The sequence below is a fragment of the Paraglaciecola arctica genome, assembly GCF_018861065.1.
Lineage (GTDB): Bacteria > Pseudomonadota > Gammaproteobacteria > Enterobacterales > Alteromonadaceae > Paraglaciecola > Paraglaciecola arctica_B.
In genome coordinates this window covers 13,773-30,658 of sequence record NZ_JAHKQO010000026.1, presented here as the reverse complement: position 1 = coordinate 30,658, position 16,886 = coordinate 13,773, and the positions used below count along the sequence as shown (strand labels likewise).

Sequence of the window (16,886 nt, the reverse complement as noted above, 5' to 3'; positions counted from 1 at the left end):
ACCTGTATATGCTTGGGGAGTTTAACTGTTTCTAGGTAAACTAACGAGTTTCAACTATGCTTGCTAGTAATCATCTGTTGTAAAATGGATTTGGCCGCTTATGACCTTGAAATTATTTGCACTAGTATCGACCCTTGTTTTTTCTCAATGTGTTTTTGCAGTAAGAGTCATTTTAATTATTCCTGACAAGGAAGGAGCGGCGTTTTGGGACATGGTGTATCAAGCCAGTTTCGCCTCAGCTAAAAGTTTAGGAATGTCACTTGAAGTCATTTATGGTGGTGATAATCGGTTTACCACCTTAGCCATAATTGAAGACATAGTCACCCAGCCTAGCCAACCAGATTATCTTATATTTCGTCCCTATCATGGTAATACTGCAAACGTGTTTGACACAATTGAAGCCAAAGGAATCGATTTTGTTACTTTAGAGCAAGCATTTGCTGATAACGAGACAACAGAGTTATTAAAACCCAAACAAAAATACAAACATTGGATAGGTGAAGTTGCCTATGACAATGTCAGTGGAGGAGCGTTACTGCTAAAGGCGTTAATCGATGCACACCTTAGCCAGCACCCAGATATCAAACCGTCAATTACAGGAATAGGGGGAAACTTTGATTATTTGTCGCGCACCAGAGAACAGAGTTTAAACGCATTATATCGACGCAATGATATCGACCTAAATCAAATCTTTCCAACCTATTGGGATCCCCAAAATATCGCGACTAACTTTGAAACTATACTTAAACGCTATCCGCACACCAATATATTCTGGTGTGCAAGTGGTCAACTTACTCTAAAGACATTGCAGCAGTATCAGCTTTTATCTAACAAGCCAACAGTTATAGGTGGCTTTGACTGGCTTCCAGAGGCGCTACTGAAAATTCAGCAGGGCGAACTTACCGCTTCAGTAGGTGGGCACTTTTTGATGGGGGCAATAGCGATGACCAAAATTTTTGATTATCAGCATGGGGTAGATAGATTTTCTAACCACAATGCACTCTACGATTTTGAGGTGATTAATAAAAATAACGTCACTGAGTATCTAGATGTTGTGCAACATCAAAAATGGCAAAAAGTGGATTTTGGGAAGTTTTCAGAATTCAAAGCGGGTAAAAATCTACAAACACTCAATATGCAAAACATTATCAACTCATTAAATTAATGACGGCTTGTAGAACTGCTGGATATATTGCGCGGTTATTTTATCCCCTTAACCCTTTTGGGAAAAGGGGAATCGAAATTGTTATTCTCTACTACAATTTACGCTGAAGGTAACTTCCAATCAGGTCTAGGGAAATGACAAGTGTAACCGTCGGGGCGGGTTTCTAAATAGTCTTGGTGTTCAGGCTCAGCTTCCCAAAAATCACCAACTGGCTCTACTTCTGTGACAACTTTCCCCGGCCACAATCCCGATGCATCAACATCAGTAATGGTCGTCAACGCCACAGCTTTTTGTTCCTCAGAGGTGTAATAAATAGCGGAGCGGTAAGAGCTTCCAGTATCATTTCCCTGTCTATTTACAGTGCTAGGATCATGAATTTGAAAGAAAAACTCTAAAATTTCTCGGTAACTGATGACGTCAGTATCGAACATTATTTCTATCGCTTCTGCATGATTGCCATGATTACGGTAAGTGGCATTGGCGACTTCACCTCCTGAATACCCCACTCGAGTGGAGTTGACACCGGGACGTTTGCGAATAAGATCCTGCATGCCCCAAAAGCAGCCTCCGGCTAATACTGCACGTTCAATTGCCATGTCTAAATATCCTCAACTTGATCTAAATAAGCTTCATACCCTTGGTTTGCCATGTCATCTTTATGAACAAAACGTAGTGAAGCAGAATTAATACAATAACGCAGGCCACCTTGATCTTGCGGACCATCTGGAAACACATGTCCAAGGTGACTGCCACCATGTGATGACCGTACTTCTGTACGAGTCATACCATGGGAATGGTCGATAATTTCGGTTACGTTAACCTTATCTATCACTTTAGTAAAACTTGGCCAACCACATCCAGATTCATACTTTGCCGATGAAGCAAATAATGGCTCGCCTGAAACGATATCTACATATATGCCGGGTAACGTATTATCTAATAATTCTCCGGTTCCTGGATGTTCGGTTCCATTTTCTTGGGTCACTCGGAATTGTTCTGGTGTTAAAGCAGCTATTGCATCCTTGGTTTTTTGATATGTACTCATAATTTCCTCTTTAGCATTAATGCGAGGTACTTGTTGCAGCGTAACAGACCTATTCTAAGAGTATTTTATTGCGAGCGGGAGATAAAGATCACTATTTTTAAATTATAAGTCAAACCATTGATGAGCGGACTGAGTTAGTAGCAGTAAAAACAATGTGAGTGTTGCGCAGAAAGCGTGAAATTAGCCCAGCCGAAGCTGAGCTTTTGTTTTAGTTTTATCTTTGGAGCTTAGTATGACAAACAGTGCATCTCGGTGAAGGCTGTATTAGTGCTGTGATTGAGGCACTGTATACATTTACTTCTAATAATAAATATGCACAGTTCTATAACTTACCAGCTTGTATTTGATTATGAGCGTAGTCCACTGCGCGAGCGGTAAGCGCCATATAAGTAATACTAGGGTTTTGTGTTCCAGAACTGGTCATGCAGGCACCGTCGGTAACAAAAACATTGGGTACATCGTGCATTTGATTCCATTTATTCAAAACACTGGTTTTTGGATCGCGGCCCATACGTGCTGTGCCCATTTCATGGATACATGCTCCAGGAGCGGTAAGACTGTTATAACTGCCCACATTTGTACAACCCGCTGCTTCTAACATTTCTACCGCACATTTTACGCCATGCTCACGCAGCGCCATTTCATTTTCTCGCAATTTAGCGTCAAACGTAATGATTGGCATACCATGTTGATCGCGCTGTTCGAAGTCGAGGTACATACGATTGTCGTGATGGGGTAACATTTCACCGAAGCAAGTCATGCTCACGTGGTAACCACCAGGTTTAAATATTTCGCCTTTAAGATCGGCGCCTATTTTCCCGTCAGGTATGTTTTTGCCACGCATTGCTTGCCCTTGATATCCAAAGCCTCGGGAGTAATCACTTCGTTTGCTTTGTTCATCTATATTGGTAAAACGTGGAATGTAAAAACCAACGGGTTTGCGCCCTTGGTAATAATCGTCTTCATGATTAGGCAGTTGCCCATAAGCCCCCATTCCATAATGGTGATCCATTATATTGTGTCCAAGCTCGCCGCTACTATTGCCTAGTCCGTTAGGAAAGGTTTCAGAACGGCTATTAAGCAATATGGCTGTGGTGCCTACAGTACTGGCATTACAGAATATAATTCGCGCTGAATAATCGATTACCTCTCCAGTCTTGGCGTCTTTGACTCGGACTCCAGAGGCCTTGCCTGACTCAGCGTCGTATAAAATTTCCATTACTATGCTATCGGGTCTAAGGGTTAAATTACCGGTTTCAGTGGCAACCGGTAAAGTGGCTGACTGACTACTAAAATAGGCGCCAAACGGACAACCTCGCCAGCAACGTGAACGGTTTTGACATTGTCCTCGAGCACCTTTATGAACTTCGGGATTGTATTCACTTAAATTGGCAACACGTCCTGGAGTGACAACACGTTCGGGATAAGTTTCGGCTATTGCTTCACGAAACTTTTGTTCAGCACAATTAAGAGGAAAGGGTTTTAAAAATACTCCATCAGGTACTTGTTTTAATCCCTCTGCTTGGCCACTGACACCCACAAATGTTTCTACATAGTCATACCACGCTTCAATGTCGGCGTAACGGATAGGCCAATCTACTGCAACACCTTCTTTAGCATTAGCTGTAAAGTCGATATCACTCCAACGGTAACAATGACGCCCCCACATAAGGGAACGCCCTCCAACATGATGCCCTCTAATCCAGTCAAAACGCTCATCTTCGTTGTAGGGATATTCATCATCTTTATTAATAAAGGGTTTGTTTTCTTCGTTCACCCACCACGCCAATCGACTTTGTTTTGGGTAGTGTTTTTCGACCTCTTGTTTTGAAATCTTTCCTTGGTTGGGCATATCCCATGTATCTAGATGGGCGGTAGGGTAATCACCGTGTTGCACCATCGGACCACGCTCTAAAACTAAGGTTTTGTAACCCTTAGTACAAAGCTCCATTGCGGCATAACCGCCGCTAATACCTGAGCCAATGACTATTGCATCAAAGTTATTATTCGGATTCACTTTTATATCGCCCATGCTTTGCCTCCTAAATCTTCAACGGACACACAGGGTTTGTATTCTCCGGGAATAGGTAAATAGTTAAGATGATTTTCCGCGATTTCCTCAGTGCTAAGATAGAAGGCAACCGTTTGTTGTTTAATATCGATATAGGACCAATAAGCGTTATCGCGCTCACTTTCAGGACGCGCCTCTACGGATAACAACAACGACTCTCGCTCGCTTTTAGTTAAGGTGCTAAAGTTTTTAGACTTTAAAAGAACGCTTAGCTCCTTAAAAAGTGTCGTAAATTTTTGCTGATAATCCGCCTTGTAAACGTTTGCAAAAATACCGTCTAAAATGAAATTGACTTTAACCTCTGAGGCAGAAGGTGTATCTGTTTTTGGCAAAATTACATCCATGATTTGGGTGAGTAATTCAAAGTCTGCAGCACTGAAAAATACAGACGGAGCAAGGGAGGCTGAGGTAACTTTTGCTTTGTCGTTGCAACCAGAAAGCATGATCCCCGTTAAAGGTGCACAAATCGCCGTACCGGTGAGCATGGCGGTGTACTTTAAGATTTGTCGTCTATCCATTTTTTCCTCTTAATCATTGGTTCGCCTCTACACAAAGCATAGGTTGCCAAATTGTATTGTTTTTACTTTTAGTGTGTTTAATTAATGTTAATTTTTAGCTTATGATTTTTCGTTTTATCGCAATGGATGCCATAAAAAACATTGCAAATACTTACTTGGTTGATGATTATTTGAGAAATAATTGGTGACGCGCTAGTGAATGCTGATGCTCGGATTTACGCGTATAATCTATAATGCGTGGCACACAAATAATGTGACTTATGGTGGCCGCGTTTAATTACTTATCATAAATACTATGTTGCTTTTTTGACTTAGTTATCTCGTATGATCTCACGTGCCGCATTGTGGCCTGGGGCCCCAGTGACACCGCCGCCTGGATGAGTACCAGCACCACACATATATAAGCCTTTAATCGGTGACCGATAATTGCCGTGACCCAAAAGCGGTCTGGTGCTAAACATCTGATCTAGGCTCATATTGCCATGCATAATGTCACCTTTTATGAGTCCAAAAATTCGTTCTAGATCAATAGGGCTCAATACTTGTCTTCCCAGTACAGATTGTTTAAAACCCGGTGCATATTTGTCTACTTGTTCGATGATTAAATCGGCCGCGGTCTCACGGTGTTTATCCCAATCAATGTCTGGGTCAAACTGTTGGCAAAATAAACTGGCGACGTGTTGCCCTTGTGGAGCCAAAGTATCATCCAGTGTTGAAGGAATAAGCATTTCGACAATGGGGGCTTTGGACCAGCCAAGTTGTTTTGAATCACGATACGCTTGGTCAATATAATCACAAGTTGCACCTATAATAACGCCACCCGTTAAGTGATCCGCGCTTGCCCTTTTCTGATGCGCTAAACAAGTAAACTTAGGTAGTTCACTTAACGCTACGTTCATGCGAAAAGTGCCTGAGCCGTTTTTGTAATGTTTCATGCGCCGCGCAAAATCTTCGGGCAATTGTGTTGCTTCAAGTAATTGGTTATACAGTAGACTTGGATTGAGGTTAGATACTACGATAGTTGCTTCAATAGTTTCGCCATTTTCCAGCAGAACACCATAAGCTTGATTATTTCGCACTAACACTTTTTTTACCGCAGCTGCCGTTTGGATTTCTACACCTTTGGATGTAGCCGATTTTGCCATAGCCTGAGTGATTGCGCCCATGCCTCCAATTGCGTGGCCCCAGACCCCTTTTTCACCATTGATTTCACCAAAAGCATGATGCATCAAAACGTAAGCAGAACCGGGAGTTTGAGTATCGGCATAATTTCCTACAATGCCATCAAATGCAAATGCACCTTTGACGTATTCATTCTCAAAATATAGATCCAAAAAATCCGAGACAGATTTAGTCAATATATCCAATACAATACGTTCATCTTCGATAGGTAATTTACGCAGGCGATTGCCAAATTTTGCCGCTTTAAAAATATCTCTGATGCCACCTCCTGCATTGGGTGGAGTCTCAAGTAAAAAGTCACGAATGATATCGGCGACCATGGCTGTGTCTCTGAAATAGCGCTCGAGTGCATCGGCATCATGTTGAGAAAAGCGCGCGATTTCAGCTTTGAGATTGTCTGAGCCAACTTCGAATGCTAAAAAATCATGGTTGTCATGTGGCCATAAATTGTTAACTTTCCTGTGAAGGATTTTTAATCCATTGTCATGTAGTGCTAGATCATTAATGACTTTGGGGTTGAGTAAACTCACGGTGTATGACGCCACTGAATTTCGAAACCCAGGATGAAACTCTTCAGTCACTGCAGCGCCACCTACTACATCGCGTCGTTCTAGTATGCGTACTTTCTTACCTGCCATAGCAAGATAGTTAGCACATACTAACCCATTGTGTCCTGCACCAATGATGATTGCATCTAACATCTGTTCTCCTGAGAACCTTACTGCGATGACTGCCAGTATTTAGTACGACTTTAAAACTGTCAATCGTGTTGTTTTAACAGAATATTTTCCGAGGTATCGTCATAAAGTGTTTGTCGAGCCCCATAATGAAGCGTCGAAGGCTATTATTCTCAAAAGTGGGCATGACTACGATTTTGAACCTCAGAAGCAAAAAATCCCGGATGACCTTAATCCATATGGTGATTAGGGTGAGCCTGAATTCGCCCGCTACTATGTGAAAAGTTCTTTGGATTTTATCCATAGAAATAAACGATGTTATTGAATTGCTTTAGTTTAAAGTCTTTGACTCTACAAGCGTCTAACGCTCTTGCAAAGTTTTGGTTACATCGAATCTTAAAGTAGTACTTCAAACGCCCTGTTTCAGGGCGACGTTGTTGTGCCATATTACGGTTGCACCGTTGTGGTGAAAATTTTGTGTTTTTATGCTCAATGCGGGACATTTTAGTAGGAACAATATTTGCAAAGCTCGTTAAATTATACCCATAACTTTGAGTGCAGAAGCACATGTTAGAGCACCTCTGGCTGCTAATTTCTACAATGTTTGTTTTTTTAATGCAGGTGGGCTTTTTATGTTTAGAAAGTGGCAGAACTCGCAGTAAAAATAATATTAATGTAGCAGCTAAAAATGTCACCGATTTTATTATTTCCGCTAGTGTTTTTTGGTTATTTGGTTTTGGTTTAATGTTTGGGCCAAGCCTTGGAGGGTGGATAGGAAGTGGAGAATTTCTATTCGGTCAAAATAACACTCCTTATCAAGTCTTATTTTTTCTGTTTCAAATGATGTTCTGTAGCACTGCAGCAACACTCATGTCGGGAGCCGTAGCAGAACGTATGCGGTTTTCAGGGTATATCTATATCACTATCATTTTAAGCGCAGTTATTTATCCTTTGGTTGGCCATTGGACATGGGCGAGTGCCTTTACTGAAAATAACCAAGGGTGGCTAGAAAAACTCGGTTTTATCGATTTTGCAGGCGCAACAGTAGTGCATTCAGTAGGTGGTTGGGTGGCACTGGCCGCGGTTCTTGTTATTGGGCCAAGGTTAGGGCGTTTTCAGTCAAAACATGCTTTTCCTTCTGGTAGTAATTTACCAATGGCCGCTTTGGGTACCATGTTAATTTGGTTTGGATGGTTCGGTTTTAATGGGGGGAGTGCATTAACTTTTGATGAATTAGTGCCGGTGATTATTTTAAACACCTGTTTAGCCGGCATTTGGGGCGGGCTAGCAAGTACTGTTTTGCACCAGTTTACTGAGCGATATGTTGACGTTGGCTCTAGCTTAAACGGAATTATCGCTGGCTTAGTGGGGGTGACAGCAGGCTGCCATGCAGTGTCGCCAATTGAAGCTGCATTGATTGGTATATTGGCAGGAGTCATCGCGCATTATGGTTCGATATTGTTAGATGTATTGGAAGTGGATGATGCATTAAAGGTGATTCCCACCCATTTATTTGCCGGAGCTTGGGGGACCTTAGCTGTGGGACTTTTTGGGGACCCAGTGATACTTGGTACCGGGCTATCGATAATTGAGCAGATAGTGGTGCAATTAACGGGTATCACAGCCATTGGTATCTTTAGTTTTTGCGTGAGTTTTGTATTAATTGTTGTTCTCAATCGTATACACCCACTTAGAGTTTCGCAAAGCGACGAAAACCGAGGGCTAAATGTAAGCGAACATCACGCTACCACCGAGTTGATTGAACTATTAGATGACATGCAAACTCACCAAATTCAGGGCAATTATAGTTTCCCTGTAAAAGAAGAACCTTTCACCGAAGTAGGACAAATTGCAAAAAAGTATAATCAAGTCATTGCACAAGTGTCTCAAGAAATGCTCGCGCGGGAACAGGCAATTAACCAATTTAAGTTGAGCGAAAAACGTAAAAGCGCGATTTTAGACTCTTCGATGGATTGCATTATTTCTATCGATTACAAGGGTCATATATTAGAGTTTAACCCTGCTGCTGAACGTACTTTGGGGATATTGAAAAAGCATATTTCTGGTCTCAGTTTTATTGAAAATTTTGCTCAGGATGAAGACAAAGAACTCTTCACTACCAGTTTGTCTCATCAGTTTTCCAATGCTAATGGATTAGTGTTAGATAGGCGTTCTAAGCTGCAATTAAAACGCGCTTCAGGTCAAACTTTTCCCGCTGAAATTACAATTACTAGCGCAAGAGTAAGTATGGACAAGAGACTTGAGTTTACTTTGCATCTAAGAGATGTGACCCAAGAGCAGAAAATTCAATCAAGATTGCACTTTCTAGCTTACAAAGATCCACTCACACATCTTTCTAATCGTACCCACTTAATGCGCGAGCTCAACTTGGCGGTAAGTGAATCTAAACTCAACAAAAGTGTAGTCGCCTTGTTTTTTCTGGATTTAGACAACTTTAAGAAAATCAACGATACCCTAGGACATAAAGCCGGTGATTTTTTATTGATCCAGGTTGCTTCGAGGCTTAACGAAGTCTGTAGCGAAAATGATGTGGTAGCGCGTTTGGGGGGAGATGAATTTATCATTGTCATAAAAGGGGCGCTGACAACTGAAAGTATTTGTGAGAAAGCTCAGCAAGTATTAACCGCGTTACGCGATGCGATAGTGATAAATGAAAAAAGTTACCGCATTCCGGCGAGTATCGGCATTGCCGTTTCTGATTCAGGTAGCGTGACTCCCGATGAACTCATACAGCATGCTGATATCGCCATGTATCATGCTAAAACCAAAGGTAGAGATAACTACCAACTGTATACTCATACAATGGGTAAAAAAGCTCTTGAAGATGGCGAGTATGAAAGACGAATACAAGCTGCATTGGAGCTCAATCAACTCAGCATGGTGTATCAGCCTAAAGTCACTGCGGATGGCACCTTAGTTTCATTCGAAGCCTTAATTCGATGGCATCATCCTACCTTAGGGAGTATTTCTCCTGCGGAGTTTATTCCTATCGCTGAGCAAAGTAATTTGATTGTCGCTATCGGCGAGTTTGTTATTGTTGCAGTGCTAACAACGTTAAAACAATGGTTTGAAAAAGGTTATCAAGTGTTGCCTGTTTCTATCAATATTGCGGGGCGACATCTTGTTAGCCCTGAATTTTTGCCTTTTATTAAAGCTCAATTAGCGCATTTCAACATTGACGGTAAGTACCTAGAAATAGAAATCACCGAAAGCATGCTAATTGAAGACATAGACACTTGTGTTGCTATTTTAAAAGAGTTGAAATCCCTCAATTGTAACGTTTCGGTGGACGATTTTGGAACGGGTTATTCGTCGCTTAGTTATTTAAAAATATTACCACTCGATATCCTAAAAATAGATCGCTCTTTTGTTGCTGAAAGTGACGTAAAAGTCGAGGATGCCGAAATTTGTGCGACTATCGTTAACTTAGCGAAAAGTCTTAAATTAACCGCTATTGCTGAAGGGATTGAAACCGAGTCGCAACTTGCAACCCTACAGAAAATGGGATGTGAATACTTTCAAGGTTATTATTTTCACCGACCTAAAAGTGTTGAAGAAATTACTAAGCTTTTAAACAAAAAGTTAACACACACAGGTACATAAAGGGGGGAGACGACTCCCCGTTTGCTAATATGTTTGCGACTATTTCCCCGTCAGCTCTTTCAAAATAATGCTCCAATGATCCAGTCCATCATAAAAAGTCTTCTTAGGTAAACGCTCATTCAAACCGTGAGCAAACATTTCATCTGGGTTCATAAACGCGCTGGATAAGGCCCATGTGGGGATACCTGCTTTGCGAAAATGCTTGCCGTCTGTGCCACCTGATTCCATGTAGGCAATGATTTGTAAATCCGGATAACGTGCATGTACCGCTTTTTTGATCGCGCCCATAACGTCATCCCGCAATTCGGATATTGGGCTTTCTACCGGTGTATCTAAAGTGACAAATTCAATCGCATCGTTTTTAACGACTTTTTGTAATCTTTGTTTGACCTGAGCAACACTTACCCCTGGAAAAATTCGGCAGTTGACGGTAGCTGTGGCAGATTGGGGTAAGGCATTTTCGGCGTGCCCTGCCTTTAACATAGTGGTGATACAGGTAGTGCGAGTGGTGCCTACGAATGAGGATTCTATTTCAAGTCGGTCAGAGGCTTTTTTGTTGCTTGGGTCATCTGCAAATGCTGTCATAGCTTTTCCAAGTTCGCCGCCCAATTGTGCGCCTGATACTTTGAAGAACTCACGAGTCATGTCACTCCACCTTACTGGGAAGTGATAGTCTCTGATATTAAGCAGTGCTGTTGAGAGTTCATAAATGGCATTGTCGGGTCTGGGTCTTGAGCTATGCCCGCCTTTGTTGCGCAACGTGAGTTCAAAGCTGACATAGGTTTTTTCAGCCGCTTGTACTAAGTAGGCAATAGCTTTGCCCGTTTTATCGAGATCACCACCACCGGCATCAGAATTAAGGGCATATTCTGCGTTTGCCAATTCAGGGCGTTCATTTGCGAGCATTTTTGTAGTCACCATGCCGGTTTCTTCGTCGCCTGTGAAAACCAGAAAGATATCTCGGTTAGGGACAAATCCTTCTTTTTTCAAACGTATAAAAGTGGACGAGAGCATGGTGATACCCAGTTTATTGTCGATAGTGCCGCGGCCGTAAAAATACTTATCATCTTGCGCGAGCTTATAAGGAGGGCGTTCCCAATCTTTGTCTAGCGCTTCTACTACGTCCATATGGCCGAGTAATAGAATAGGTTTATCTACAGAACCATTTCCTTGATAGCGAACAGTCATACCGACGGTTTCACCTGTAGGAATAATTTGGATATCTTCATCTTGAAAGCCGACCGCACGAAATTCCTTTGCTAGGTATGCAGCCATTTCTGGTACCTTGCCACGACCCGCTACTGTGGGAATCTCAATGATGGTTTTGTAGATTTCTAAGGTTTTTACTGCATGCGGCGTGTCTTTTACTGCAGCGAAAGTAGGCATTATCGCTAACAACAATATTGTGAGTGACAGAATTTTAGTCATGCTAGTCTTTCCATGTATAGATGATGAACAAGTCAGCACTTTAGTCCTATTTTTTATGAATTGCAGTTACCTACTGCACTTTATCTTGGTTTTATACTGTGATTAAGCTGACAAAGCCTTTGCTAAGCGGCTTTGAGTGCTTTAGGATCGCGCTGTTTTCATCTTATTTTTATATGTCGGTAAATTCTGTGGCTTCATCTAGTTCAATAACTTTATTCAAAAATGCTAATGTTTATGCGCCACAGGCCATAGGCATGAAGCATCTTGTGGTGGGCGGTGGAAAAATTCTGTATTTAGGTGATGAGTTACCTGAAATGGACTCGCTGTTTGAATGTGAAGTAATCAACTTGCAAGGCCAAGCATTGCTTCCTGGTTTTATCGACGCGCATACTCACATTACCGGTGGTGGAGGTGAAGCAGGTTTTTCAACCCGAGTTCCTCCCGTGCCCTTAAGTCAATTTACTTTAGCAGGAGTCACCACTACGGTTGGGTTATTGGGAACCGATGATTTAACGCGGAACACTGAATCGTTATTGGCTCAAGTTTACGCGCTACGTGAAGAAGGTTTGTCCGCTTTTTGTTACACGGGCGGCTATCACTTACCTCCTACTACGCTTACCGGGTCAATAAGAAGCGATATTGTTTTTATTGAGCCCATAGTGGGGGTGGGCGAACTAGCTATCAGTGACCATAGATCATCACAACCCACACTCAATGAATTATTAAAAGTCGCATCAGAGGCTCATGTTTCTCGTTTAATGACTGGAAAAGCGGGAGTCGTGCATTTGCATTTAGGTGATGGCGAGCGCGGTTTAGAATTAGTGCGCCAAGCGTTATCTTCTTCGGAAATCCCGGCCAAAACCTTTAACCCTACCCATGTAAACAGGCGCAGAGAACTATTTGCTGAAGCCTGTGAATTAACCAAGCAAGGTTGCTGGATCGATGTCACCGCATTTGAAACCGGTGAGGTAGGTTATGAGCCAGCCGATGCGTTACTGCGTTATATTAATAGCGACTACCCCCAAGACAAATTAACCATCAGCTCAGATGGTGGTGGGTGTCTGCCTAATTTTGATTGCCATGGTCATATGACCAAAATGGATTTTGCTAATTCGATAGCCATGACTCATGTGTTTTATGAATTGCTGGATCAAGGAACAAAAATTGAAGATTGCTTGGCATTTTTTACAAGCAATGTTGCAACGCTAATGAACTTTAAAAATAAAGGTCGAATAGCACTTGGAATGGACGCTGATTTAATCGTTTTAGATACACAAAACCGAATAAGCCATGTGATGGCAAACGGTGTTTGGCATATCTACAATAAAACAGTTGTTAAGAAAGGTACGTTTGAGGAATAAAAATGCCGTCTCCAGATATTAAAGGGCAGCAACGCGGGTTTGTGATACCTATTGGTGGTGCTGAAGAAAAAATTGATAACCCAGAAATCTTAAAAAAGTTTGTTGAGTTATGTGGTGGTAGTGAAGCCGATATTTGTATCGTTCCCACAGCTTCACAATTACAAGATACCGGTGAAAGATATCAGAATATATTTAGAGATCTAGGCGCAGGGAATACTCATTGGTTACCTATTAGTGATCGCAATGACGCTAAAAAAGAACAATATGTTACCCAACTAGAAAGCTGCACTGGCATATTTATTACTGGTGGAAATCAATTGCGGCTGTCGACTATTTTAGGCGGTACACCCATCGCCCAAACCATTCGAAAGCTAAATGCTCAAGGTGTACATGTAGCTGGCACCTCAGCGGGTGCGGCCATAGTGTCACAACATATGATCACCGGTGGTAATACTGGCATAGTGCCTACTGAAGACGGTGTGAATTTAGCGCCAGGCATGGGACTAATCAATACCATAGTCGTCGATCAACATTTTAATGAGCGAAATAGATTGTCGCGGTTGTTAAGTGCTGTGTCCTACAATCCGTTTTTGCTCGGTATGGGGCTAGATGAAGATACTGCTGCGTTTATCGATGGTGACAATGAATTTACAGTAGTGGGCAGCGGCGCAATTACGGTTATTGACCCTTCAGATATAGAACATTCTTCAATGGCTGAAGCGCGTAGTGGTGATGCGCTTACATTGCTAAATTTAAAACTTCATATATTGGCCAATGGAAGTCGCTACAACATTAACGACCGAAAAGCCTACATCGAATAACCCATCTTTTTAAAACGGGCCACTGATATTTATAGTGGCCCATTTTGATTCCAAACAATTGTTGCAAACACGCTAAAAAAATTGGCGCTTGTGGTCGTTTTTCTATAAGTTAGTTTGGTGCGTAAACAATCAGCGCATTCTTATTTTAGTCACTCTCGATCAGGAAAACTTAGCCTATGAAAATCCTCAGCAAAAATGTGTATGTTGGTCCTAATATCTACGCTAACTTCCCGGTTATTCGCTATCAAATCGATATAGGCGAATTAGAACAATGGCCTTCGGCAAAATTAGGGGCCGAATTTATAGAGGGATTGATTACAGCCTTGCCTACTTTGCAAAGCCATGGATGTTCTTATGGAGAAGAAGGTGGCTTCATCAGGCGTTTGCGAGAAGATGAGGGCACTTGGATTGGACATATTTGGGAACACGTGGCGCTTGAATTACAAAACTTAGCAGGCTCATCAGTTAACTTTGGTCGCACTAGGAGTTTGAAAAAGTCAGGCTGTTACAATGTTGTTTATCAATATCAACAAAGAGACGTAGGGCTCGAAGCGGGTGCGTTAGGCATGCGTTTATTGACTCACTTGATGCCAGCGAACGTGCAACAAGCTATTCAAGCTGATATTGACGACGACTTTGATTTTACCGATGAACTCCGCAGTTTTGTGCGTATGGCGCAGCGCAAAGAATTTGGACCAAGTACTGGCTCATTAGTGGCAGCGGCAGAGCAGCGAAATATCCCGTGGCTAAGACTTAACGAATACAGTCTAGTGCAGTTTGGTCACGGAAAGTATCAACAACGTATTCAAGCGACTATTACCAGTCAAACTAAACATATTGCAGTAGAAATTTCCTGTGACAAAGAAGACACTCATAATTTACTGAATGACTTAGGATTGCCGGTACCCAAACAAATGATGGTATATGGCGAAAGGCAGGCTACACGAGCAGCCAATCGCATAGGTTACCCTGTGGTAGTCAAACCTCTCAATGCTAATCACGGAAGAGGCGTGAGTATTAACCTCACAACAGATGAAGAAGTAGTTACCGCTTACCATGAAGCCCAGAAACACGGTACCAGCAAAGCGATTTTAATTGAAAGCTTTTTGACTGGTTTTGATCACAGAATGTTGGTGGTTAACGATGAGCTCGTTGCCGTTGCAAAGCGAGTGCCTGGCCACGTTGTCGGAGATGGCGTGAGCAATATTGAAGAACTGGTCGATATTGTAAACTTAGATCCCCGCCGAGGTATTGGACATGAAAAAGTCCTAACAAGATTAGAGTTAGATAGCCAAGCCGAACGATTATTAGAAGAGGCAGACTACAACAAACACACAGTGCTGGAACAAGGTCAAGTTTTCTTTTTACGCTCTACAGCCAATCTTTCAACTGGCGGTACCGCTATAGACGTGACAGATATTGTGCACCCTGATAACAGAGATATGGCAGTACGCTCGATTAAGGCTATTGGGCTTGATGTTGGCGGGGTAGACTTTTTAACAGATGACATTAGTAAATCTTATAAAGAAATTGGTGGCGGTATTTGTGAATGTAACGCAGCGCCAGGCTTTAGAATGCATGTTGCACCCAGCGAAGGTACCCCAAGAGATGTGGCTGGAAAAGTTATCGACATGTTGTTTCCCGTTGGTAGTCATTCGCGAATTCCAATTGCCGCTATTACCGGAACCAATGGTAAAACTACTACCTCTCGTATGTTAGCCAGCATCATGAAGTCGTCTGGATTTACCACAGGTATGACATCAACAGATGGGGTGTATATTGACGGGCATTTAAGCGTAAAAGGCGATATGACGGGCCCCACTGCTGCGCAAATTGTATTACGTGACCCTAATGTTGATTTCGCCATAATGGAAACCGCAAGAGGTGGGATCCTAAAACGTGGATTGGGTTATACCAGCTGTAACGTTGGCGCTTGTCTTAACGTGACCGCTGACCACCTAGGCCAAAGGGGAATCAATACAGTAGAGCAATTGGCGCAAATAAAACGCGTTGTGGTTGAGGTGGCTCAAGATGTGGTGGTACTCAACGCTGACGATCATTTATGTCTACAAATGGCTGACTTTTGTGATGCTGAGCGTATTTGTTATGTAACCATGGACTCGGGTCATGGATTAGTGCGAGAACATATTCGCAGTGGTGGATTGGCGGCTGTGCTCGAAAAGGGTATCAATGGAGATATGATCACTATCTATGATAAAGGTGCGCATATACCATTACTTTGGACCCATTTAATCCCGGCAACCGTTGAAGGTAAAGCGATGCACAACGTGCAAAATGCTATGTTTGCCGCAGCCATTGCTTATAGTTTTGATACCTCTCTGGAAAATATTCGCCAAGGTTTGCGAATTTTCAATACGTCTTTCTATCAGGCTCCTGGTCGATTGAATATATACGATGAATTACCTTTTAAAGTTATTCTCGACTACGCCCATAATCCAGCAGCAATTGAAACCATCACTGATTTAGCGACACGATTAGATGTCACTGGAAAACGCCGAATTATACTGGCTATGCCAGGAGATAGACGCGATGAAGACGTTATTGCGGCTTCAAATATCACTGCTAAGGGATTCGATAGCTTCATTTGCAAGGCAGATGATGATAGACGTGGCAGAGGGCACGACGAGGTGCCGCAATTACTGAAGCAAACTTTACTTGAAGCCGGGATCGATGAAGCAAATATTCAAATTATTCCATCTGAAGAAGAAGCTGTTGAACAAGGACTCAGAGATTGTAATAAAGGGGATTTGTTAATCATTTTGGGCGACAACATTACCCGTTGCTGGAAACAGATTGTGCACTTTAAGGGAAGTGGCGACTTGGACAAGCAAGACGAAACACCATCTCAAGATTTTCCTGAAAAACTATTTGAACCAACAGAGCATAAGTTCGAATTAAATGCAGGGGAGTCACTAGTTCATGATGAGCGAGGCGTGCGTTTAGTGATTGAGCATGACGAAGATTCTGATTGAG

At 42.3% G+C, this 16,886-nt stretch carries 11 protein-coding genes; 5 read left to right on the top strand and 6 right to left on the bottom strand.

The annotated features are described in order from the left end of the window. Window positions 1-100: 100 nt before the first annotated feature. Window positions 101-1,165, top strand: coding sequence for an ABC transporter substrate-binding protein (locus KO534_RS09970; RefSeq protein ID WP_215929509.1), 1,065 nt, complete (start codon window positions 101-103; stop codon window positions 1,163-1,165). 98 nt (window positions 1,166-1,263) lie between these two features. On the opposite strand, the gene msrA is transcribed toward KO534_RS09970, so the two are convergent. The 5 genes from msrA to KO534_RS09945 form a co-directional block, all read right to left on the bottom strand. Next, entirely contained in the window at window positions 1,264-1,761 is a 498-nt protein-coding gene (msrA, locus tag KO534_RS09965) for a peptide-methionine (S)-S-oxide reductase MsrA (RefSeq protein ID WP_215929508.1), read from the bottom strand. A gap of 2 nt (window positions 1,762-1,763) precedes the next feature. Continuing rightward, window positions 1,764-2,210, bottom strand: a complete 447-nt coding sequence (msrB, locus tag KO534_RS09960; RefSeq protein WP_215929507.1) for a peptide-methionine (R)-S-oxide reductase MsrB — start codon at window positions 2,208-2,210, stop codon at window positions 1,764-1,766. 322 nt (window positions 2,211-2,532) lie between these two features. Continuing rightward, on the bottom strand, window positions 2,533-4,242 hold the full coding sequence (locus KO534_RS09955) for a GMC oxidoreductase (protein ID WP_215929506.1): 1,710 nt from the start codon (window positions 4,240-4,242) through the stop codon (window positions 2,533-2,535). Beyond that, window positions 4,230-4,799 carry a gluconate 2-dehydrogenase subunit 3 family protein gene (locus KO534_RS09950; RefSeq protein WP_215929505.1) on the bottom strand — a complete coding sequence of 190 codons (570 nt, stop codon included), beginning with the start codon at window positions 4,797-4,799 and terminating at the stop codon, window positions 4,230-4,232. Before KO534_RS09950 ends, KO534_RS09955 begins: the two co-directional genes overlap by 13 nt. 311 nt (window positions 4,800-5,110) lie before the next feature. Next, complete coding sequence (locus KO534_RS09945) at window positions 5,111-6,682, bottom strand: phytoene desaturase family protein (protein ID WP_215929504.1); 1,572 nt, start codon at window positions 6,680-6,682, stop codon at window positions 5,111-5,113. Between the two features lie 543 nt (window positions 6,683-7,225). Between KO534_RS09945 and amt the strand changes: the two genes are divergently transcribed. Beyond that, a complete protein-coding gene (gene amt / locus KO534_RS09940; RefSeq protein ID WP_215929503.1) occupies window positions 7,226-10,282 on the top strand; it encodes an ammonium transporter in 3,057 nt (1,018 codons plus the stop codon). A 39-nt stretch (window positions 10,283-10,321) separates the two neighbouring features. Here the strand turns inward: amt and KO534_RS09935 are convergent, their stop codons facing one another. After that, on the bottom strand, window positions 10,322-11,710 hold the full coding sequence (locus KO534_RS09935; RefSeq protein ID WP_215929502.1) for a M20/M25/M40 family metallo-hydrolase: 1,389 nt from the start codon (window positions 11,708-11,710) through the stop codon (window positions 10,322-10,324). Window positions 11,711-11,883: 173 nt separating this feature from the next. Here KO534_RS09935 and iadA point away from each other — a divergent pair, with 173 nt between their 5' ends. From iadA to cphA, 3 genes are all read left to right on the top strand, one after another. After that, the gene (gene iadA / locus KO534_RS09930; RefSeq protein WP_215929537.1) at window positions 11,884-13,071 is read left to right on the top strand and encodes a beta-aspartyl-peptidase; all 1,188 of its coding nucleotides are present in this window, start codon (window positions 11,884-11,886) and stop codon (window positions 13,069-13,071) included. 2 nt (window positions 13,072-13,073) lie between these two features. Beyond that, complete coding sequence (locus KO534_RS09925) at window positions 13,074-13,892, top strand: cyanophycinase (protein ID WP_215929501.1); 819 nt, start codon at window positions 13,074-13,076, stop codon at window positions 13,890-13,892. A gap of 176 nt (window positions 13,893-14,068) precedes the next feature. Beyond that, window positions 14,069-16,885: a cyanophycin synthetase gene (cphA, locus tag KO534_RS09920; RefSeq protein WP_215929500.1), complete on the top strand. Its 2,817-nt coding sequence runs from the start codon at window positions 14,069-14,071 to the stop codon at window positions 16,883-16,885. Window position 16,886 lies beyond the last annotated feature (1 nt).